The following is a 20,922-nucleotide window of genomic DNA, read 5'->3' on the forward strand; positions in this document are numbered from 1 at the left end:
GGATGAGCCTGCACGTGACCAGCGGGGTTCAGGGAACAGGCACCGCGGAGAGATCATCGAACCGCGTCACCAGCGGCGCGTTCGTCGCGGTGCCCGATAGGTAGCTCATCAGGGCGAGTCCGCCGGCGACCTGAAGGGCGGCCGTCGAATCGGTCGTCGCCGCGTGCCATGTGCTCGGCTCTGCGGCACCGCCGCCCCATACCCGCGCGCGCAGCGTCGTGGGGTTGGTCCCCGTCGCCTGCACCCGGACGCGCAGGCCGGTCGTCGGGCTGTACACGACGCCCGGCACCGTGGTCATCGTCGTGAGCGCCGTCTCGGTCCCGTTCGCCGCGATTCGGACAAGCTGGACGGATACCTGCGAGTCGGATTGCAGCCGGATCTTCGCCCGGTAATCGCCGACTCCGGACACCCGTCGCGGGGCAACGGAGAGATACACGCCGCCCCCGGTGGCCGGCTTGTCCGTGCGTGCGGCGATCGTCACGTCGGTGTTCGTAGACGACACGCCGGGCAGATACACAGACGGTCCGGAGCCGGCGGTCGCGCTGGTGAGGTTGCCTGTGCCTCCACTCACGGACAGGTTCGCCGGACTGGCGCTCGACCACGCCCCGCCGACGTCCGCCGCGCCCCACCCGCCTGACACCGTTCGTGTGAACGCGTCGGCGGCGTGCACCGTGGTGGGAACCGGACTGACGACGACCGTTCCCGTCGACGAGGCGGTTGCTCCCTGGTCATCGGTGACGGTCATCGCCACCGAATAGGTGCCCGACCCGGCGTAAGAGTGCGACGCCGTCGGTCCGGTTCCGCCCTGCCCGTCACCGAAGCTCCAGCTGTAGCCGACGATGGTCCCGTCGGCATCGCTCGACCCCGAACCGTTGAAGGTGCACTGAAGGCCAGTGCAGGAGCTGGTGAACGACGCCACCGGTGGTGAGTTCGGCGCTGGTGCGCCGCCGGGCGTTCCAGCCTCGAACTCGTCGACGGCGATGACCATCGGCGATCCCGTCGCGGAGGACGAGAGGTAGCTCGATACACCGAGGCCGCCGCTGATCTGCAACGCGGAAGTGGAGTCGGTGCCGCTCACCTGCCACGCTGCAGGCTCGGCAGCGCCGTCCTCCCACGCCCGGGCGCTCAGGGCGGTGGGCGCGGTCCCGCTCACCCGGAGGCGGATGCGGAGCTTCTCGCCCTCGGTCCAGGCGACGCCGGGCAGGGCGGTTCCGCTCTGGATCACCGTCTCCGCGCCGTTGACGACCCGCACGAGCTGGGGGGTCACTGTCCCGTTCGACTGCACTCGGATCTTCAGGCGGTAGTCGCTGCTGGCGCTGACACGTCGGCCGATGATGGAGATGTACGTGCCGCCGCCGGTCTGCGCACGGTCGAAAGACAGCCTCGTGGCGAGTTCGACCGCGTTCTGCTGCACGGCGTTCAGCGTCGCCGACCGGGTGGTGCCCGACGCGACCGACATCTGGCCCGCACCGCCTGCCACCCAGAAGCTCGTGTTCGCCCCGCCTGCCAGGCTCCATGCGCCACCCGTCTCGGCTGATCCCCACCCGGCGGTCACCGTGCGCGAGAACGAGTCGACCGCGTAGAGCCCGCCGGGCGGAGGACCTACCGTCACGGGAGATGAGGTGGATGCTGTGGCCCCGCGGTCGTCGGTGACCGTGAGCGTCACCGTGTAGGTGCCGGCGGCAAGATAGGTGACGGTCGGCGTCGCGCCGGACCCCGTCCTGCCGTCGCCGAAATTCCACGACCATGTCGCGATGGTCCCGTCCGGGTCGGACGACGTGGATCCGTTGAATGCGACCTGCAGGCTGTTCACAGAAGTCGTGAAGGCGGCGACCGGCGGCTGGTTGGAACCCGCCGGGCCACCGAGGCCGCTGTCCAGCGCCTCTTTCACGGGCGCGAGAGGCCGGTTGGTCGCGTAGTCCATCATCGTCATCGGCAGATAGGGATTGAGGTAGGCCCAGAACGTCCAGCTCACGCCGTTCTGCTTCGCCCAGTCCACGAAAAGGCGCGTCTGCGCCATGTCGGCGGAAGTGAGGGTCCTGGCGTCGCCTTTCAAGCTGAAGTTGGTGAACTCGCCGATATAGAGCGGAACGCCCCATGCGCGGGCGTTGGCGAGCACGGCGTTCATGTGATTGATGCCGAAGTCGTCGTGTCGTGGCACGCCGTCGGAGAACGTGCCGTAGCCGAAGTTGTAGGCGTGGACGGAGTAGACCCAGTTGCCCGGGGCGGATGGCTTGCCCGTCATCCACGGCGAATCGCGAAGACTCGGGTTCGCGATGTTGTACCCGCCGCCGGTGTCCTGGAAGATGAGCAGCCAGCTCGGACTGTTGACGGTGATCGCCGGCGCGAGTGCCGTGTAGAAAGCGTGCAGCCGTGCTCCCGCCGCCTGGGCCACTGTCTGGCCCGCCGGCGGATTGCCGCCCACGTAGCTCCACCACGGTTCGTTGAAGAGGTCTGCGCCGACGACCGCCTGGTGTGCGGGGAACCCCGAAGCGGCGGAGAACTCGTACGACACCATCCTCCAGACATCGGCGTAGAGCTCCCAGGGCGTCACTCGGGTCACGGTCGCCATCGGGTCGTGGATGTTCCGGAAGAACCAGTTCATCCCGTTGTAGAAGTCGGTGCTCTGCGTCGTCGTCGCCTTGGCGTCGATCGACGGGTACATCCACCTCGGCATCCCGTACCCCTCGCAATAGCCGCGGGTGCCGTCCCAGTTGGTGATGTTGTGCAGAGCAGGAGACCAGAAGTCCTGCTGCATGTCGAGGATGACCATGATGCCCGCAGCTTTGGCCTTCGTGACCATCGAGCGCAGGTCGTTGAGGTAGTTCGGGTTCCAGTTGTGGATGTACCGCCCGGCCTGGGCGTCCCACGTGGGAGCGATCGGCTCGAGGTTGTTCCATTGCATGGGCAGGCGGATGACGTTGTATCCCCAGGTGCGCAGGTTCTGGTAGAAGTCGTCGTAGGTGAGCGTCAGGCCGGACAGACGATCGGCGGGTGTGCGCCACGTGAAGCCGCAGACGTCCGCGACCTTCTGGAAGTCATTGCGTCCGCCGGCTTCCATGCCCGTCCAGTTGTATCCGACCAGCCGCACCGGCTCATTGGCTGCGTTGTAGATGACTCCGTCCGCGCCCGTGGTGTGAAGCGGCCCCGTCGTCGTCTCCGCCCAGGCGGTCTGCGTGATCGGCGGCGCACCCACGAGGGCGAGCGTGCTGACGAGCAGCACCTGCAGGAGCACGAGGACCCGCCAGCGCCGAGTCCGGATCGAGCGGGGACGCCCCGAGGTGAGCCACCGATCCCCCTCGGCTACGGTCAGGAATCCGCGGGACGACGTGATCTCCATCGCGCTGCCTTCTCTCGCCGGGCCGGCAAGCACTGCAGAGGCGGCCGTCGCGAAGGACGTCCCCAGATGTCGAGTACGCGCATGACCGATCCCCAAGTACCAGCTCCATGCGGGCGCGCGACCTCGCGCGTCCGCGCTCAGTATGGAACCGAGGTCTGTCATGGACAAGGGGAAGTCGTAGTGGGAGGACTCGGGTGACGCCCGCTCACCCGAAGGGCTGCAACGGCGAACGCCCGGGCAGCTCCGTCAGCCGACGAGGCCGGCCAGGATGGGAACGGCCTCGGCGGGAGACGGCAGGTCTGCCATGGCTGCCGCGATGCGACGGGCGGATGCGGCGTAGGCCGGGTCGGCCAGCACTCGAGGCACCTCTGCGACCGCGCGCTCCATCGACGACAGGCCTGGGGCGACGGTGAGACCAGCACCCACTGCTGCGACATGGTCTCCGTTGACGACTTGATCGAAGGTGAACAGGGGCACGACCACCTGGGGCACTCCGGCGGCCAGGGCGCCCATGGTCGTTCCGAACCCGCCGTGGGCGATCATCGCCGATGCCTCGCGGAGCACGGCATCCTGCGGCCACCACTGCTCGACGTGTGCGTTCGACGGCAGAGGTCCCAGCCCCGCCGGGTCGACCTTCCGCCCGACGGTCAGCAGCACCCGCGCCTCGACATCGGCCAAGGCATCCAGTGCGATCCGGAACACCCCGGCGAACGGGGCCAGCGACCCGGCCACGGAGCCGAATGTCGCATAGACCAGCGGAGCGTCCGGATCGCCCCAATCGGGAAGGCGCTGCGCGCCGGAAACCGTCGGAGGCGCGTGGAACCGCAGGAGACCATCGCCCCGCGATGCCACCGGCCGGTGCGGGTGGTCGAGGATCTCCGGCACCGAAGTGAGGACCGTCTCGGAGGCCAGAGCGGAGGACGCCCGACCCTCGGCCAGACCGGCCACCTGCCCGAGTTCGTCCAGCGGATCGCTGATCGCCGCCGCGAATCGAGGCAGGATCTCGTGCATGCCGATGCAGACATGCACATGAGGGAGCCCGGCCCTTTCGGCCGCGACGAGCGAGGCGATCTCCGCGCTCTCGCGGAGCACCAGGTCCGGACGCCAGCGCTCGATCGTCTCCAGGAGCGAGGGCAGCGCTGCCTGCGCGTCGATGCGGCCGAACACCTCGCGGATGACGAGTTCGTCGGCCTCCGCGAACTCCAGGGTCGGCAGGCTGCGCATGACACGACCCACCCGTTCGCGGGGCGCGTCGCCGAACGGTTCGTGTGCGAAGCCCGCGTCCCTCACCGTGGATGCATATGACGCGGGAGCAGCCACGCGGACCTCGTGTCCTCCGTTCGCCACGGCTCGCGCGAACGGCAGCATCGGACCGAGGTGGCCGTCGTTGGCGGTTGTCGCACAGAGCACGCGCACATGCGCAGGCTCCCACCTGGCCTCCCCCGCGGCAAGACCGGTTGCGGGGTCGACGCGCGACGTCCTCGGCGGGGATCGACGACCCTCCGCCGTTACGATGCCGACATGCCGTTGCTCCGAGGCGTCGTCGTGCCGGCGCTGGCCGCGATCGCCGCGTTGGCCGTGGTCGGGCGGGCGGTGCGTCTCGTCGGCGGCGACGACCCACGCGAGGACCGGGCCGTGCGAGCGCTGCAACTCGCGCTCGGCCACGGGGCGAGCGACGGCGAAGCGGCGGTCGTGGCCGATCCCGTCGACCGACCCGAACGGCGCGAGCCGATCGACCGGCTCACGGGGCCGCTCTCGTGGTACTCGGGCGTACCGCAGACGATCGCCGGCGGCGCCATCTGGTGCGGCGTCACCTGGCTCTCGACGCGCGAAGCGCGCTCAGCCGTCGCCCCTGCGGCGGCGCTCGCCCTCGAGACCGCATGCTTCGTCGCATCCGCGGCGCTCGTCGGACGGCCCCGGCCCGAGCGCGTGTGGCGCCCGGAGCGGCCGCACGCGACGTCGTCGTTCCCCTCCGGCCACACCGCGGCATCCTTCGCGCTCCATGGCACGCTTGCCGACCTGCTCGATCGCCACCGAGCTCCGGGCGCGCGGCTCCTCGGCCCTCTCCTCCGGTACGGCGTGCCCGGAGCGATCGCATTCTCGAGGATCTACCGCGGCCAGCACCACATCTCCGACACGGTGGCAGGCGCCGTGCTGGGGCTGTGGAGTGCGGCTGCGGTACGCCGCGAGCTGATCTCGTCGTGAGGGGCGGATGCCGCGGCGGGACGGTCGATCCGTACGGGAGGGCCTACCCCGGCCCCGCGGGTGCGATATCGACGTCACGCGCCGGGAGCGGATCGCCACGGCGCGATCCGTGCACGCGTGCTCGGCCGCCGGGCAGGTCCACCTCCGCCTGCACGTAGTCGCCCCCGCGTCCGGACCCGATCCAGCGATAGGCGATGAACTCCGTTCCCTCGTCGTCGGTGATCACGACGGGGCCGAGGATGGGATCCTCCGCGATTCGCTCCAGGCCCGGCAGGTCGAAGGACCGCCAGTATGCGCGGGCTGCCGCGCGCGCGGTCTCGATCGCCTCGGTCATGGTGTCCGCACCCGGACGGCGGCGCTGGCGGACCTTCCCGCCGCGCCGAGGGCGACCACGCGGAAGCTGTAGCGAGTCCCCGTCGCAAGCGTCGCATCGGTGAAGCCGCCCGACGCCGGAGCGAGCCCCGCGGCGACGACTGTCCACGGCCCCGATCCGATCCGGCGCTCGACGTCGACACCCGTGACGATGACCGGGTTCCCCGGCGTCCAGGACAGCGTCGTCGACGTAGCGGTCGTTCCCGCCGCGGCGACGGCGAGGGGCGCCGGCGGGCGCACGGTCGCCCGGATCGCCGCCACCAGAGCCACGTAGAGGGGGTTGGAGACGACGCCGTGCGCGTAGGCCTCCGATCCGCCGATCTCGGCGGCATCGGCCACACCATGCTGTGTGGCGACGTCGGCATCCCACGCCGCCTTCCTCGAGGCCCGTGCTTGGGACGGGCGCTCCGCGGTGCCCGGGGCGAACGGCACCGGCGTTCCCCAGACGTTGTTGGCGAAGACTTGCATGGACGCAGGCCAGAAGCCGAAGGCGGGCAGGTAGAAGTGGTCCCGATGGGCCTCCTCGTGTCGCTGCGTGAACGATCGCACCCAGAAGGTGGCACGGGGTGGGCCGAGCGTCGCCACCGTCGGCGTCAGGTCGACGATGACGCGAGCGGCGTCCCGGGATCGCACCGCTGCCGCGGAAGGAACATCGCGGTGGCCCTGCGATCTGATGGCGAGCTTGAAGCCATGGGAGACGCGGGTCACACCGAAGCTCCACGCGGTCCCGGCGAAGAACGGGGTCACCTGGTAGTCCGGTCGTCTGACCCCCTGGTCGCCGATCGTCACGACGGTGAGTCCGAAATCCGTCCCGGGGTTGGACGCGCCGATCAGCCGGTGCCTGAGGGCGGGCGCGGGCGCTGCGCCGGGCGGCGCGGGAGCTGCGGCGAAGTAGAGAGTGACGGTCCGAATGGATGCACCGGCTCGCGCGTGCACCCTGAGCTTGCCGCTGGGGCGGGACACCACCCGGGTGAGTCCTCCCCCGGGGCGGCCGGACGACCAGCTGACGGCGGCTGTGGGCACGGCGGCGCCCGTGGAACTGGTCGCCGTGGCGGTGACCGTCACCGGTGTCCCACCTGCGGCGACGTAGGTGTCCGCAAGGCCCGGAAGGGGCGCAGCCCCCGCGGCCGTCAGGCCGGTGACCGTGAAGACCGGACCGACGCGCTGCACGGGAAGAAGGTCGGCCAGGGCGGTCGCCGCGCGGTTGCCGGCCAGACGCTGAACGGAGAGGATGTCGGCTGCCGTCAGCGGGCCTCGGAGGCGGAGGGGTCGGTTCGGCACCGCGGGAGGCCGCAAGCGGCGGGTCGCGCCGTCGGCGGCCGACGTGCTGGTCCGGGCCGATGTCGTCATCGCACGCCCCTCTCTCGAGCACCATGGTCCCACCACCGGGATGGGCCAGCCCGTGCCCAGCACGGATCGGGCATGACACTTTGCCCTTTCGGGCAGGGCGCGGCATCCAACTCGCCCCTCAGCCGGCCAGCGCGGCCCCGACCCGCTCGCGCAGCTCGGCCGACGGCCGGAGCGACAGCTGCACCCGCAGCAGCTGCTCGTACCGGCGGTACTGGCGCAGGGCCTCGACGTGGTTGTGCTCGGCGAGGTGCACCTCGATGACGCTGCGGTGGGCGCTCTCGCGCAGCGGCTCGATCGCAACCGCCGCGAGGCCGGCGAGGACCGCCTCGCCGTAGCGTCGGTCGGAGGTGAGCCGGGCGCACAGCTGCTCGAGGGCGTGGAGGCGGAGCTGGCGGAAGCGCTCCCTCGCCTGCTGCACCCACTCGTCGTACCAGTCGGGCAGCACCTCGCGCACGAGACCCGAGATCTCGTTCATCGTCCAGACGACAGGCAAGGGGTCGGTGCCGGCGAGCACGGTACGCGACCAGTCGACCGCCTCGCGATAGTCGATCTCGACCCGCGGGTCGAGCGCGAGATGCATCGGGGTCACGTGCACGAATGACGGGCCGAGCGACTGCAGCCGCCACACCGACGACCGCAGACACGCGCTCGAATGGGCGTCGTCGCTGTCGGGCCAGAGGCTCCCGCTCACGAACGTGCGCAGCACCGGCCTCTCCCAGAGGGCCAGGAAGGCCACGAGCCGCTGGCACCCGCGCGGAAGCTCGACGACCTCACCGTCGATCGTGCACTCGAAGCCATCGATGAGCCGGATGGAGTGCAGCTCGGGAAGCGCCGACGCGATGGCGGTGGAGCCGCCGGCGACTTCGGAGGGTGCGGCGAGGCCCTCTCCGGAAGTCCGGGCACGCATGACACCGCTCCTCTCGTCGCGCGAAAGTGCGCCCTCCCGTTGAATGCCGAAGCCACGCTCCCCCGAGCCCTACCTCGCAGACCACACGGTAGACCTCCCGGAGCGTCGCGCCAATGGGCTCCGCGGAACATTGCGCGGCGGACCGGGGCAGGAGCGAACGACTGAGGCGCGTGTGGCGGCTGTTCCGTCGGAAGGCGCATCCCGGTCTCCACGGTCCAGGTCGGGCGGGCCGCTCGAGGGCGGCTCGATAGGCTGGCCGGGTGCGAATCCTGGTCCTCGGCTCCGGTGCTCGCGAGCACGCCATCATCCTCGCCCTGCGGTCAGAGGAGGTCGCCCACGAGATCTTCGCGGCGCCCGGCAACGCCGGCATCGCGCAGGACGCCTCGATCGTCGCACTCGACGCGAACGACCCCGCGGCGGTGACCGACTACGCCAACACGCACTCGATCGACCTCGTCGTCATCGGGCCGGAGGCGCCGCTTGTCGCGGGTGTCGCCGACGCGCTGCGCGAACGCGGCATCCCGGTCTTCGGCCCCGGCAAGGCGGCGGCGCAGCTCGAGGGCTCGAAGGCCTTCGCGAAGCGGATCATGGATGCCGCGGGCGTGCCGACCGGGCGCGCGCTGCGCGCGCACACCCGCGCCGAGGTCGAGGCCGCGCTCGACGAGCTGGGCGCTCCGCACGTCGTGAAGGCCGACGGACTCGCCGCCGGCAAGGGCGTCATCGTCACCGGCGATCGGGATGCCGCGCTCGCCCACGCCGAGACGTACCTGCCGAGCGGACCCGTCCTCGTCGAGGAGTTCCTCTCCGGCCCCGAGGTGTCGCTGTTCTTCCTCAGCGACGGCGACCACGTGCTCCCCCTGAGCCCCGCGCAGGACTTCAAGCGCCTGCGCGACGGCGACGACGGGCCGAACACGGGCGGCATGGGCGCCTACTCCCCGCTTCCCTGGCTGGGCGAGCGCTTCGGCGGCTGGGCGATCGAGGGCGAGGCATCCGATCCCGAGCAGGCATTCGTCGACCTCGTCACCCGCGAGATCGCCGAGCCCGTCATCTCGCAGCTGGATGCCGAGGGCACGCCCTTCATCGGACTCCTCTACGCCGGCCTCATCCTCACCGAGCAGGGCGTCAAGGTCATCGAGTTCAACGCGCGCTTCGGCGATCCCGAGACACAGGTCGTGCTGCCGCGCCTCGTCGAGCCGCTGTCGGAGCTGCTGCTCGCCGCCGCGTCGGGGCACCTGGAAGACCACCGGCGCCCGGCGTTCGCCGACGCGGTCGCGGTGACCGTGGTGCTCGCGTCGGAGGGCTACCCGGAGTCGCCGCTCACCGGGCGCGCGCTTTCGGGACTGGATGCCGCGGCCGCCGTCGAAGGCGTGCACCTCGCCCACGCGGCCACGGCGGAGTCGGGCGACGGGCTCGTCGCGACGGGCGGCCGCGTGCTCAACGTCGTCGGGCTCGGGACGACGTTCGCCGAGGCGCGCGACCGCGCCTACCGCGCGGTCGCCGAGATCAAGCTCGAGGGCGGGCAGTACCGCACCGACATCGCCTTGCGGGTCGTCGAGGACTGACGCCGGCGGCGGCCGGGCGCTGCCTTGCTCGCGGGTTCGGAGCGTTTCGTCTCCGCTTCGCTCCGCTCAACGACCGGCGCGTCCGTCGAGCGCCACACTTTCCTGCGAGCGCGCCACCGATCTGTGTCGCGCTCGCAGGAATGTGCCGCGCACGCGGCGATATGCAGCGCTGCGGCCGAACACCCGGCAGAGCGCCTGCGCTCGCGGCCGAGCCACCGGAGAGCCGGCGGACGTCAGGCCTCGCGCACGCAGCGGAAGCCGATGTGGGTCGTCGAGGAATCCTCCGCCTGCGGCGAGCGCGCGGCGGGGCGGAAGCGCAGGCAGTAGTCGGGCGAGCAGAGGTACGAGCCGCCTTTGAGCACGCGGCGCGGGACCCCCGACCCGGGCTCGGCGCTCGCCGAGGCGAGCAGGTCCGACCGTTCGCCGCGGTCGACCGGCCGAGACCCGGGCACGATGTGCCGGGGCGCGTAGTAGTCGCTCGTCCACTCCCAGACGTTGCCGATCGTGTCGAACAGGCCGTAGCCGTTCGCCGGGTACGAGCCGACGGGAGCCGTCGACGGGCCGAACCGGCCCTGGTTGTCGTATGGGAAGCGGCCGATCCAGGTGTTCGCCTGCGCGACGCCGTCGGGGAACGCGGCGTCCCCCCACGCGAACGGCGCGCCGGCGCGGCCGCCCTGCGCGGCGTACTCGGCCTCCGCCTCGGTCGGCAGTCGCTTGCCGGCCCATCGTGCGTAGGCCTCGGCATCCTCGAACGCGACCTGCACGACGGGATGCGTCATCCGCTCGTCGATCGACGACCCCGCTCCCTCGGGGTGGCGCCACTGCGCCCCGGGCTCCCACCGCCACCACTGGCGCCAATCGCGCAGGTCGACGGGCCCTCCGGTGGGCGTGAAGACGAGCGAGCCCGGCGCGAGGTCGTCGGTGGGCAGATCGGGATACTCGGATGCCGAGAGCGGCCGTTCGGCCACCGTCACGTAGCCCGTCTCGGCCACGAACCGGGCGAAGTCGGCGTTCGTCACCGGATGGCGATCGATCCGGAACGGCTCGACGGACCGCTCGTGCACCGGGCGCTCGTCAGGGTAGAAGTCGTCGCTTCCCATCGCGAAGGTGCCGCCGGCGAGCAGCACCATGTCGTCGTAGGCCCTCACAGTCCCATCCTCCCGGATCGCCGCACGCTCACGCACGCGCGACCTCCTCGCGGGCGTCGGCATACGCCCGGCGGACCGCCGCGCCGACCCACTCGCTGCCCTCGTAGAGGTTGTCCGGCCCGATCACCCCGGCGAGGCCGCTCGAGCGGATCTGCGTCAGCACCTCCGCGTCGCTCACGACGAGCTTGAGGGTCGACCCCGCATCGTGCAGCGCGGCTGCGTAGCGGCGGAGCACGTCGATCGTCGTGAGGCCGATCTGGTCGACGCCCCGCAGGCGCAGGATCACGACCGCTCCGGCCGACGTGCGCGACACGGCCGGGAGCTGCCGCTCGAGGGTGGGGGCACTGGCGAAGAAGAGACTGCCGTACGGCTGCAGCACCGTGACGGTGCCCGGCGCGATCGCGGCGACGGGGTCGACCTCGCGCATGGCGCCGTCGTCCGTGAGTCGCAGCTCGCGCACCCGCACCCGGTTGGACTGCTGCACGACGAACAGCACCATCCCGAGCCCCACGCCGACGAGCACGGCGAACTGCAGGGGGATGAGGATCGTCAGCACGAACGTCACCGCCATGATGACGGTCTGCAGCGGACCCGTGTTCAGGACGGAGTAGATCCGCGCGGGTTTCACCGCGCCGGCGCCGATCACGATGAGCAGGCCCGCGAGCGCCGGCATCGCGACATAGGCGACGGTGTCGGCGGCGAAGAGGATCACGACCACCATGCACGCCCCCGCGACGAACAGCGCCGCGCGCGACTTCGCGCCCGCCGCCACGACGAGGGACGACGACCCCATCGAGCCGCCCACCGGCATGCCCTGGAAGATCCCCGAGAGCAGGTTGCCCGCGCCCTGCGCGACGATGTCACGCGAGACGTCGGGGCGGCGCCCGCCGGGGGCCGGCAGGCCGGTGGAGACCCCGGCCCCCTGCACGACGCAGATGAGCGCGATCGAGAAGGCCGGCACGGCCAGGACGAGGAGGTCGTCCCACGTCGGGGGCACCGGCATCGGCAGCCCGTCGGGAACGGTGACGAGGTCGCCGATGAGAGCGACGGATGCCCCGGCCCACGCGTTGAGCGCGGCGGCGAGGCCGCTTCCCACGACGATGGCGATGACGAGCCCGAGGCCGCCGACCCGGGTGCGCTGCAGCAGCACGATGACGGCGATCGTGACGACCCCCACGACGATCGACGCGAAGCTCCACTGGCCGGGGTGCAGCGCGGTGTCGATGAGCTTCGCCACGCGGTTGTCATAGGGCGCCGCGTATCCGGTGAGGTTCGCGAGCTGCCCGAGGATGATGTTGATGCCGACGGCGGTGAGGAACCCCGCCATGACCGCGGTCGGCACGAACCGCACGAGACGGCCCGCCTGGGCGAGCCCCGCGACGAGCAGGATCAGCCCGGTGAGCATCGAGAGCGTGAAGAGCGCGCGCTCGGGGTCGGGCCGCGTCTGCAGGCCCGCGTCCGAGACGACCAGCGCGATCGCCCCTGTCGCCTGGACGACCATGAACGAGCTGCTCGTGAAGAGCGCCGCCCCGACCATTCCGAAGAGGTAGGCGTACAGCCCGGCGAGCGGGTTGACGCCGGCCAGGAGCCCCATCGCGAGTCCGTCGGGCACGCTCTCGACGCCGAGGACGACTCCCGCGCCGGCGTCCTTCGCGAGGGTGCGGCGGCGCTGACGCGCGGGAGTCGTCGAGGTCACTCGGGTCGCGCCGGCACGGCGTAGGCGACGTGCACGCGGTCGATCCGGCCGTCGAAGGCGAAGGGCATTCGGTCCGCGTACGCGCGGGACACGGCGCCGCCGTACGCGCGGCCGATGTCGAGGCAGTCGTTCGCCGAGAAGAGAAGCGGCGCGCTGACCGGCACCACCCCCGACGCGACCTCGTCGCCGTTGACTCGCAGCGCGATCGCGAGCGGACCGCCGGGCTTCGGCTCGACGTACGAGGTCTCGATCTCGATCGTGACGTCCCCGGCCGGGAGAGGCTCGGATGCCGCGATTCTGGTCCGCTGCACGAGGAAGAGGTTGTACTCGTAGGTGAGGATGCCGTCGACGACGTAGGCCGTGAGGCCCCCGCCCGCTCCGCCGAGCTTGTAGAGGACGCCGTTGGCCTTCTCGCCCACGTGGGCCGTGATCGTGACGGTGTTCGGCTTGTTGCCGAGGGCGGGTGCGGAGAACTCCGGGACGCGGGTCGTGTCGCCCGACATCTCCCACTCCGTGTACGGCGGGGCGATGCGCAGCTCGGGATGCAGCGGCATGACCCACAGGCCCGCGCCCACCGGCAGCACCTGGTTCTTGGCCGCCTCGATCGCGAACAGCTCTTTGAGGGCGGCGAGCTTCTCGGGATGCTGCTCGGCGAGGTCGTTCGCCTGGCTCCAGTCCTCGTCGAGGTTGTACAGCTCCCACCTGTCCGCGTCCGGCGTCCAGGTGCGGATCCCGGGAGGAGCGCCGGGAACCCAGGGCAGGCGCGGCCCGGTCGTCGACGCCATCCAGCCGTCCTCGTAGATCGCCCGGCTCGCCATCACCTCGAAGTACTGCACACGATGCCGCCCCTCGGCATCCTTGTCGTCGATCGAGTACGCGAAGCTCGTGCCGTCGATCGGGTCCTGGTGGATGCCGTTGACCGTCTCGGGCGCGGAGATGCCGAGGATCTCGTACAGCGTCGGGGCGACGTCGATGACGTGGTGGAACTGGGTGCGCGGCACCGGGTCGTGCGCGATGCGCCCCGGCCACTGGACGACCATCGGGTTGCGGGTGCCGCCCAGGTGCGAGGCCATGAGCTTCATGCCCTGATACGGCGACGACCCCGCCCACGCCCACGCGGCGTGGTACTGGTTGTCCGTCGCCGGCGTGCCGAGCGCATCCAGGCCGCCGAGCTCCTCCAGCGCCGCGAGGTGCTGGTCGATCGTGGTCGGGATCATGTTCTGCGCCAGCAGCTCGCTGATCGTGCCGTTCTGGCCCTCACCGGACGAGCCGTTGTCGCCCCAGATGTACATGATGATCGTGTCGTCGGTGTAGCCGAGACGCTCCAGCTCGTCGACGACGCGCCCCGCCTGCACGTCGGCGTGCTCGCCGAACCCGGCGCACAGCTCCATCAGCCGCGCCTGGAAGGGCTTCTGGTGGTCGGGGATGTCGTCCCAGCCCTCAAGGCCGTCCGGACGTGGGGTGAGCGCGGCATCCTCTGGCACCCACCCCGCCGCCTTCGCCCCCGCGAGCGCCTCCTCGCGGTAGACGTCCCAGCCGTCGTCGAAGACGCCCTTGTACTTGTCGGCCCACTCCTTGTGCACGTGGTGCGGGCCGTGGATCGCGCCGGTCGCCCAGTACATGAAGAACGGCTTGTCGGGCGAGAGCGCCTTGTGGTCGCGCAGCCACGAGATCGCGTCGTCGGCGATGTCCTCGCTGAGGTGATAGCCCTCCTCCGGCGACTTCGGCGGCAGCACGCTGGTGGTGTTGCGGACCAGGTTCGGTTCGTACTGCGACGCCTCACCGGCGAGGAAGCCGTAGAAGTACTCGAAGCCGTTGCCGGTCGGCCAGTTGTCGAAGGGACCCGCCTTCGTCGTCTCCTCCGCGGGCGTGTTGTGCCACTTCCCCCACGCCGCCGTCGAGTAGCCGTAGTTGCGCAGCACCTCGGCGATCGTCGCGCTGCTCTTCGGGATGTGGCCGGAGTAGCCGTCCCAGTCGTTGGCGAGCTCGGCGATCTGCCCCGCGCCGACGCGGTGATGATTGCGCCCCGTCAACAGGGACGCGCGGGTCGGCGAGCACATCGACGTGGTGTGGAAGCGGTTGTACCCGATCCCGCTCCGGCGGATCCGGTCGAGGGTCGGCGTGTTCACCTTGCCGCCCAGCGGCGCAGGAAGCGCCGGGCCGGCGTCATCGATGAGGATGATGAGCACGTTCGGAGCGCCCTCGTTCAAGCGCTGCTCCGGAGGCAGCGGCGAATAGGTCGACTCCTGAAGAGTGCGACCCGCGTAGCTGCCCGACGGCTTCGGCGGGAAGGGGAGGGTCCGTGCGGGAGCGAGGGGCTCGCCGATCACGGAAGGGGATTCGTCGGTCATGATCTCTCCTTCTCGACGGGGCACAGCGCGTGCCGCGCCCCGGGTCCTCAAGGCTCTCGTCTCTGTCTAGCGCGCGTCTCGCGACCCGCGCCCGGTGCGTTCCCGCCCTCTCACCCGTAGCGAGTGAGGGGCGCGCGATCACGCCTTCTCGGGATCTCGGGATGCCGCGTCCGTCGCCCGTGCGCGAAGCGCCTCCGCCTGCGCGAAGGCGGCCTCGAGCGACTCGGCGAGGCGGTCCGTCTCGACCACGACGTTCTCGGGGCCGATGTGCTCGAGCCGTCCCGTCCTCGTCAGCAGTTCGGAGAAGCGCCGCGGAACGCCGGACAGCACGAGGAAGACCCCGTCCCTGCGCAGGTCGTCGACGATCTGGTCGAGCGCCTTCAGGAACGTCGCCGAGGGCACCATGGGCGACCCGCGCATCGACAGCACGATGGCGGCATCCGTCGTCCCCTTCGTGAGGGGCCAGTCCTCCTGCAGGCGATTCACCTCGGCGAAGATGCTGCCGCCCGTGTAGTGCAGGACGGTCGTCTGATGGCTGGGCAGGTGCTCGGGCGGGTTCTCGAGGGTCCAGCCGTCGCCGTCACGGACGACCTGCAGCAGGCGGCCCGTGCGCGAGAGCGCCACGACGGTCAGGATGATCGAGAGGCCGGCGCCGATGAAGATCGCCTGCTGCAGAGGAAGCCCTGTCGTCGCGACGAATGTGAGGACGAGCGCCGCCGCCGAGAGCGCGGAGGTGCGGAAGACGAGGACGATGTCGGGCCAGCGCCCGACGACGAGCTCGCCGCCGATGACGATCATCAGGCCGCCGATGACGGGCATCGGGATGTAGCCGGCGAGAGGGCCGACGAGCAGCACGATGAGGGCGAGCCAGAGCCCGGCGAAGATCCCGGCCCAGCGGGTGTGCGAGCCCGCGCTCGTGGCGACGCCGGTGCGGGAGAGGGATCCTCCGGTCGGAAGGGCCGAGAAGAAGCCTCCGGCGATGTTGGCCAGGCCCTGCGCCGTGAAGTCCTTCGAGGCATCCGATCTCGAGCCGTCGGGATTGGCGACGGCCGCGCTGATGCCGGCGGCCTGCGCCAGCGCCACGAGCGCCACCGCGACGGCGCCGGTAGCGAGCGCCGGCATGGCCGAGACGTCGGGCAGGCTCAGCGGCGGAAGGGAGCGGGGGATGGTCGCGATGTCGGAGACGTACTCGACGCTGAGGTTCATCAGGGCCACCGGCACGGCCACGACGATCATGGCGACGAGTGTCGCGAGCGACCTGATCGGCTTGATGAAGCGCACGAGTACCCACACGGCGACGGTGCATGCCGACACCAGGACCGAGGGGAGCTGCCACTGGTCGATGTTGGCGAGGGCGTTGATGATCTTGCCGACGGTGTTCGAGCTCTGCGGCGAGTAGCCGGTCGCGTCGTCGATCACCCCCGCGACGATCTGCAGCGCGATGCCGGTCGTGAAGCCGGTCATGACCGCCGTCGACACGTACGACATGACCGACCCGAGCTTGAGCAGCCCCATGATGAGCATGACGATCCCGACCATGACGGTCAGCGTGGCAACGGCACCCAGGTCGCTCGGCTCGAGACCAGCGGCGGTGAGGACGCTGTGCGAGGTCAGCGCGATCGCGCTCGTGAGCGTCGTCACCATGAGGACCGTGCGGGCGAACATCGAGCCGATGATCGTCGGCACGATGCCCGACCAGAGGCCGAGCGGTGCCGAGAAGTTGCCGATGCTGGCATAGGCCATCCCCTCGGGGATGGAGAAGAGCCCGGTGACGAATCCGGCGATCACGTCGCGCCCGGTGGGGCGGCCGAGTCCTCCGGTCCGACGCTTCGGGCGAGTCGAAGTCTTGTCGGTCACGGTGTCACCGTAGGGGGCGGCGGCTCCCGGGTCAGCAACGCGCATCCCCGATGCGGCCCCGCTCACCCGCTGTGGGCGAGACTGGGTGTCCGGGCGCTCGGGGGGTCGACGCGCCACTTCCGGAAGTGATGTGTCGATGGACGGTGGGATGCTGTCGCTCGCCGCGGCCGTCGCGGTGAGCCCTCTGCCGCTCATCGCCGTCCTCGCGATCCTGCTCGGCCGCAGCGCGCGCCGGGCAGGGGTGGCGCTGCTCGCCGGGTGGGCGACCGGCATCGCTGCTGTCGTGTCCGTCGCCGGAATCGTCGCGGAGGCGATGCCCGACGAGGTGGACGACGGCCGCCCCCTGCAGGCGACGGTCCAGCTCACGCTCGCGGCCGTCGCGTTTGCGCTCGCCGTCGTGTCGTGGCTCCGCCGACCTCGCGCCGGCGCCGCCCCGCGCCTTCCCCGATGGCTGCAGGCGGTCGACCGCCTGTCCTTCCCCGCCGCCTTCGCGGTCGGATTCCTCCTCATCCCGCTGAGCCCCAAGAACCTCGTGCTCACCATCACTGCGGGTCTCGAGCTCGCGAGCGCCGATCTCGACCTCGGGCAGGCGGTCGCCGCCGTGGCCGTCTTCACCGTGATCGCGGCATCCCCCGTGCTTCTCCCCGTCGCGGCGTACCTGCTGTGGACCGTCCGCCTCCACCGGAGGCTCGAGGTCCTGCGGCTGTGGCTCATCCGGCACAACGCCGTCATCACGACGGTGCTGCTCACCCTGGTCGGCGTGTGGTTGACCGCGAACGGGCTCTCGAACCTCTGAGCCGGAGCGGGACGGACCCGCGGGTGGTTTGCTGGAACCGATCGCCCCCGCCCGGGCGATGCGAGGAGGACTCTCATGACGGATGCTGCGACCCCGGCCCCGACCAGTGCCACCGGGTGCGCCTCGACCGGTCGAGGATCCGACGGCGCCGTTCTACCGCGCGGCCGTGCGGCATCGCTTCACGGCCCGCGAGGCCGTCGTGACGGCGGTGAGTCGCCCCGCCGAGGCATTCGTCCGCGTCCGCCTGGCGGTCGAGGACTTCGACGACTTCGACACCTCCGGCCCCGCCGACCACGTGCGGGTCTTCTTCCCGCATCCGTTGACGGGCGAGCTCGTCGCGCCGCGCGCCGTGGGTCCCGGTGAGGAGGGGATCGTCCGCCCCGAGGGGCCCATGTTCGCGCGCGATTTCACGCCCCTCCGGCCGCGCGCCGACGACGCCTCCGGCGAGCGGGTGCTCGACCTCGACATCCTCCGCCACCCCGACCCCGGTCCCGCCGCGGCGTGGGCGGAACGGGCCGTGGCCGGGGACCGGCTCGTGATCGTGGGGCCGCGAGGCTCCCGCGCCGCGCCGCAGAACGTCGAGCGCGTCGTGCTCGTCGTGGACCCCTCGGCGCTCCCCTCGGCGACGCGCTGGCTGGCCGAGGTCCCGGCGACGACGGCGGTCGAGGTCATCGCGGACGTGCCCGGCGATCTCGCCTGGGTCGAGGCCTACCTGAGCGCGCAGTCGGGCCGCGACGAGTTCGACCTGACGCAGCCGTACGGCTCGCTCGCCGACGCGTTCGAGACGGTGGGGGCGGATGCCTCGACCTTCGTCTTCGCCGCGGGCGAGGCATCCCGGCTCCTCCCCCTGCGGAGGTATCTGCGGAACGAGCTCGAGCTGCCCCGGGAGCAGTACGCGCTGAGCGGGTACTGGAAGCGCGGCATGGTCGCCTTCGACCATCACGAGCCGATCGACCCCGCCGACCCGGACTGAGCCCCGCCCGCCGGCGAACCGAACCGACGTCGGAGAAACGGGCGAAGGTCGGAGGAATCCGCGCGATTCCTCCGACCTTCGGCGGTTTCTCCGACGTTCGCTCCGCCCGGGGGCGGGTAAGCCGTCGGCGCGGGCGCTCAGCCGTCGGCGCGGGCGCTCAGCCGTCGGCGCGGTGCGCCGCCTGCCACTCGTCAGTCACCGTCAGCACCGGCCGGCGCATGAAGCACACCGCGACGAGGCCGATGAGCAGCACGGCCGCCGGAAGGAGGATCGACTGGGCCATCGCCGTCGAGAAGCCGTCGACGACGAACGACGGCAGCTCACCTTCGCCGAAGCCTCCCTGCGCCTCGCTCGCGCCCGGCAGGTTCGCCTCGAGCCGCGACTGCATGAACGCGGCGATCGAGGCGGAGCCGATGACCGAGCCGATCGTGCGGGTCGTGTTGTAGATGCCGGCGCCGGCGCCGGCCTGCCGCGGCGGGAGGTTGCGGGTCGCGGTCGTGGCGAGCGGGCCCCACATCCCCGCGTTGCCGATGCCCATGAGGGCCGACGGGAGGAGGAACATCCAGATCGGCGTGTCGACGTTCATGAGCGCGGAGTACCACAGCAGCGAGATTCCGACGAAGCTCAGGCCGGGTACGAGCAGGAACCGCGGGTCGGTGCGGTCGAGGAGGCGTCCGGCGAACGGCGCGAGCACGCCCGAGAGCACCGCCATGGGGATGAGGAGGAGCGCCGACTGCGTCGGCGTCTGACCCCGCGCGAGCTGGATGAAGAACATGAGCGGCAGCGACATGCTCGTCACGGCGAAGCCGACGGCGGCGATCGAGATGTTCGCGACCGAGAAGTTGCGGTCGCGGAAGAGCTCGAGCGGCACGAGCGGCTCGCTCGTGGTGCGGGCCTGCGTCCAGATGAAGAGGACCATCACGAGGATGCCGGCCCCGATCATGGCCCAGACCCACGGCGCCCAGTCGAACTTCTCGCCCTCCTGCAGGCCGAAGACGATGAGGAACAGCCCGAGCGCGCTGAGGAACACGCCCGCGACGTCGAAGCGGTGCGGGTGGGTCTCGAGCCTCGGCACGAGGATCATCGCGAGGACGAAGCCGATGACTCCGACGGGGATGTTGATGAAGAAGATCCACTCCCACCCGAAGCCGTCGACGAGGAGTCCGCCGAGGAGCGGGCCCACGAGGGTCGCGACGCCGGCGGTCGCACCCCACAGGCCCATCGCCGCGCCGCGGCGGTTCGGCGGGAAGGTGCGGGTGATGACGGCCATCGTCTGCGGCGTCATGAGCGCGGCACCCAGCCCCTGCACGGCGCGGAATGCGATGAGAGCGCCGAGCGTGGGCGAGAGCCCGCAGCCGAGGGAGGCGAGCGTGAAGACCGCCAGGCCGATGAGATAGATGTTCTTCGGGCCGAAGCGGTCGCCGAGGCGCCCCGTGATGAGCAGAGGCACGGCGTAGGTCAGCAGGTAGGCCGACGTGACCCACACGACGTTGTCGAGGTTGTTGGTATCCGGGTCGAGCGCCGCCTTGATGGCGGGGTTGGCGACCGAGACGATCGTGGTGTCGACGAGGATCATGAAGAACCCGATGACCAGCGCCCACAGCGCGGGCCACGGGCTGCGCTCGGGTGCTTTCGGACGAGTGGATGCCGCGGCATCCGTCCTCGCGGTTCCCGAGCCGGTCGAGGGATGCGTCATCGGCGTGCGGCCTTTCGTTCTTCGAGATAGCGGGCGGAGGGCGCTTCGGGCGCACCCCACGGGAAGTCGTGACGCTCGAGGCGCCGGACGAGGTCCTCGAGCCAGGCGATGTCGTGGCCGAGCATGACGCTCTCGCGCTCGACCTCGAGGAGGTACTGCTCGGGCACCTCGCGCAGGCGCGCCGAGGCGAGCCCGGCGTCGAGCTCGGCACGGACCGCCTCGAGCGCCGAGCGGCGCGTGCCCAGCAGGGCTGCGACCTCGCCGCGCTCGAGGTTGTGCGCCTCGGCGAGTGCGACACGGAACTCGGCGGGGTGGTCGATGCGGGCGAGCTCGCGCCGCACCCACTCAGCCACCGCCTCGCGGCCGAGGTCGGTCTGGCTGTAGGTCGTGCGCTCAGGGCGGTTGCCGTCCCGGTCGATCCCGACCTCGGCGAGGAGACCTGCCCGCTCGAGCCGGCCGACCGTGTGGTACAGCGTGCCGTTCGTGATGGTGACGAGCCGGTCGTCGCGCCGCTGGCGCAGGAGCCGCATCATCTCGTAGGGGTGCATGTCGCCCTCTTCCAGCAGGGCGAGGATCATCAGGCCGAGCGGGGTCAGGCGGTCCACAGCGTCCTTCATGGCGGCATCCGGGTTCGGGGATCGATTGATCCGTGTTGAATAGTCCACGTGG

15 protein-coding genes are annotated in these 20,922 nt (G+C 71.0%); 4 read left to right on the forward strand and 11 right to left on the reverse strand.

The annotated features are described in order from the left end of the window. Nucleotides 1–28: 28 nt before the first annotated feature. Both EV279_RS02090 and EV279_RS02095 read right to left on the reverse strand, forming a co-directional pair. Nucleotides 29–3,340 carry a PKD domain-containing protein gene (locus EV279_RS02090; protein ID WP_166644424.1) on the reverse strand — a complete coding sequence of 1,104 codons (3,312 nt, stop codon included), beginning with the start codon at nt 3,338–3,340 and terminating at the stop codon, nt 29–31. A gap of 246 nt (nt 3,341–3,586) precedes the next feature. After that, nucleotides 3,587–4,708, reverse strand: a complete 1,122-nt coding sequence (locus EV279_RS02095) for a glycosyltransferase (protein WP_347876860.1) — start codon at nt 4,706–4,708, stop codon at nt 3,587–3,589. Between the two features lie 153 nt (nt 4,709–4,861). Between EV279_RS02095 and EV279_RS02100 the strand changes: the two genes are divergently transcribed. Then, nucleotides 4,862–5,545: a phosphatase PAP2 family protein gene (locus EV279_RS02100; RefSeq protein ID WP_133541291.1), complete on the forward strand. Its 684-nt coding sequence runs from the start codon at nt 4,862–4,864 to the stop codon at nt 5,543–5,545. Nucleotides 5,546–5,588: 43 nt separating this feature from the next. Here the strand turns inward: EV279_RS02100 and EV279_RS02105 are convergent, their stop codons facing one another. The 3 genes from EV279_RS02105 to EV279_RS02115 all read right to left on the reverse strand — a co-directional run bounded on the left by EV279_RS02105 (nt 5,589) and on the right by EV279_RS02115 (nt 8,174). After that, nucleotides 5,589–5,879: a hypothetical protein gene (locus tag EV279_RS02105; protein WP_133541292.1), complete on the reverse strand. Its 291-nt coding sequence runs from the start codon at nt 5,877–5,879 to the stop codon at nt 5,589–5,591. Then, entirely contained in the window at nt 5,876–7,267 is a 1,392-nt protein-coding gene (locus tag EV279_RS02110) for a hypothetical protein (protein WP_133541293.1), read from the reverse strand. The genes EV279_RS02105 and EV279_RS02110 overlap by 4 nt, the downstream gene beginning before the upstream one ends. Nucleotides 7,268–7,385: 118 nt before the next feature. Beyond that, complete coding sequence (locus tag EV279_RS02115) at nt 7,386–8,174, reverse strand: BTAD domain-containing putative transcriptional regulator (protein WP_133541294.1); 789 nt, start codon at nt 8,172–8,174, stop codon at nt 7,386–7,388. 260 nt (nt 8,175–8,434) lie between these two features. On the opposite strand from EV279_RS02115, the gene purD reads away from it, so the two are divergent. After that, entirely contained in the window at nt 8,435–9,736 is a 1,302-nt protein-coding gene (gene purD, locus EV279_RS02120; RefSeq protein ID WP_133541295.1) for a phosphoribosylamine--glycine ligase, read from the forward strand. Between the two features lie 233 nt (nt 9,737–9,969). Here purD and EV279_RS02125 read toward each other — a convergent pair whose 3' ends face one another. The 4 genes from EV279_RS02125 to EV279_RS02140 all read right to left on the reverse strand — a co-directional run bounded on the left by EV279_RS02125 (nt 9,970) and on the right by EV279_RS02140 (nt 16,788). Next, nucleotides 9,970–10,866: a formylglycine-generating enzyme family protein gene (locus EV279_RS02125; protein ID WP_133544503.1), complete on the reverse strand. Its 897-nt coding sequence runs from the start codon at nt 10,864–10,866 to the stop codon at nt 9,970–9,972. 46 nt (nt 10,867–10,912) lie between these two features. Next, the gene (locus tag EV279_RS02130; protein ID WP_243728399.1) at nt 10,913–12,580 is read right to left on the reverse strand and encodes a SulP family inorganic anion transporter; all 1,668 of its coding nucleotides are present in this window, start codon (nt 12,578–12,580) and stop codon (nt 10,913–10,915) included. Continuing rightward, nucleotides 12,577–14,931, reverse strand: a complete 2,355-nt coding sequence (locus EV279_RS02135) for an arylsulfatase (RefSeq protein ID WP_133541296.1) — start codon at nt 14,929–14,931, stop codon at nt 12,577–12,579. The genes EV279_RS02130 and EV279_RS02135 overlap by 4 nt, the downstream gene beginning before the upstream one ends. Before the next feature lie 138 nt (nt 14,932–15,069). After that, nucleotides 15,070–16,788: a solute carrier family 23 protein gene (locus EV279_RS02140; RefSeq protein WP_208109450.1), complete on the reverse strand. Its 1,719-nt coding sequence runs from the start codon at nt 16,786–16,788 to the stop codon at nt 15,070–15,072. A 148-nt stretch (nt 16,789–16,936) separates the two neighbouring features. Between EV279_RS02140 and EV279_RS02145 the strand changes: the two genes are divergently transcribed. Continuing rightward, the gene (locus EV279_RS02145; protein ID WP_166644426.1) at nt 16,937–17,584 is read left to right on the forward strand and encodes a GAP family protein; all 648 of its coding nucleotides are present in this window, start codon (nt 16,937–16,939) and stop codon (nt 17,582–17,584) included. 166 nt (nt 17,585–17,750) lie between these two features. Beyond that, nucleotides 17,751–18,557: a siderophore-interacting protein gene (locus EV279_RS02150; RefSeq protein ID WP_243728400.1), complete on the forward strand. Its 807-nt coding sequence runs from the start codon at nt 17,751–17,753 to the stop codon at nt 18,555–18,557. Between the two features lie 157 nt (nt 18,558–18,714). Here EV279_RS02150 and EV279_RS02155 read toward each other — a convergent pair whose 3' ends face one another. Next, complete coding sequence (locus tag EV279_RS02155) at nt 18,715–20,253, reverse strand: MFS transporter (protein WP_133541300.1); 1,539 nt, start codon at nt 20,251–20,253, stop codon at nt 18,715–18,717. Further along, entirely contained in the window at nt 20,250–20,870 is a 621-nt protein-coding gene (locus EV279_RS02160) for a PadR family transcriptional regulator (protein WP_133541301.1), read from the reverse strand. The genes EV279_RS02155 and EV279_RS02160 overlap by 4 nt, the downstream gene beginning before the upstream one ends. Nucleotides 20,871–20,922 lie beyond the last annotated feature (52 nt).

The organism is Microbacterium sp. BK668, from assembly GCF_004362195.1.
GTDB lineage: Bacteria > Actinomycetota > Actinomycetes > Actinomycetales > Microbacteriaceae > Microbacterium.

Coding starts and splice junctions, on each gene's coding strand:
- EV279_RS02090 (WP_166644424.1), bottom strand. CDS start 3,340: ATGGAGATCACGTCGTCCCGCGGATTCCTGACCGTAGCCGAGGGGGAT.
- EV279_RS02095 (WP_347876860.1), bottom strand. CDS start 4,708: ATGCTGCCGTTCGCGCGAGCCGTGGCGAACGGAGGACACGAGGTCCGC.
- EV279_RS02100 (WP_133541291.1), top strand. CDS start 4,862: ATGCCGTTGCTCCGAGGCGTCGTCGTGCCGGCGCTGGCCGCGATCGCC.
- EV279_RS02105 (WP_133541292.1), bottom strand. CDS start 5,879: ATGACCGAGGCGATCGAGACCGCGCGCGCGGCAGCCCGCGCATACTGG.
- EV279_RS02110 (WP_133541293.1), bottom strand. CDS start 7,267: ATGACGACATCGGCCCGGACCAGCACGTCGGCCGCCGACGGCGCGACC.
- EV279_RS02115 (WP_133541294.1), bottom strand. CDS start 8,174: ATGCGTGCCCGGACTTCCGGAGAGGGCCTCGCCGCACCCTCCGAAGTC.
- EV279_RS02125 (WP_133544503.1), bottom strand. CDS start 10,866: ATGGTGCTGCTCGCCGGCGGCACCTTCGCGATGGGAAGCGACGACTTC.
- EV279_RS02135 (WP_133541296.1), bottom strand. CDS start 14,931: ATGACCGACGAATCCCCTTCCGTGATCGGCGAGCCCCTCGCTCCCGCA.
- EV279_RS02145 (WP_166644426.1), top strand. CDS start 16,937: ATGCTGTCGCTCGCCGCGGCCGTCGCGGTGAGCCCTCTGCCGCTCATC.
- EV279_RS02155 (WP_133541300.1), bottom strand. CDS start 20,253: ATGACGCATCCCTCGACCGGCTCGGGAACCGCGAGGACGGATGCCGCG.
- EV279_RS02160 (WP_133541301.1), bottom strand. CDS start 20,870: ATGAAGGACGCTGTGGACCGCCTGACCCCGCTCGGCCTGATGATCCTC.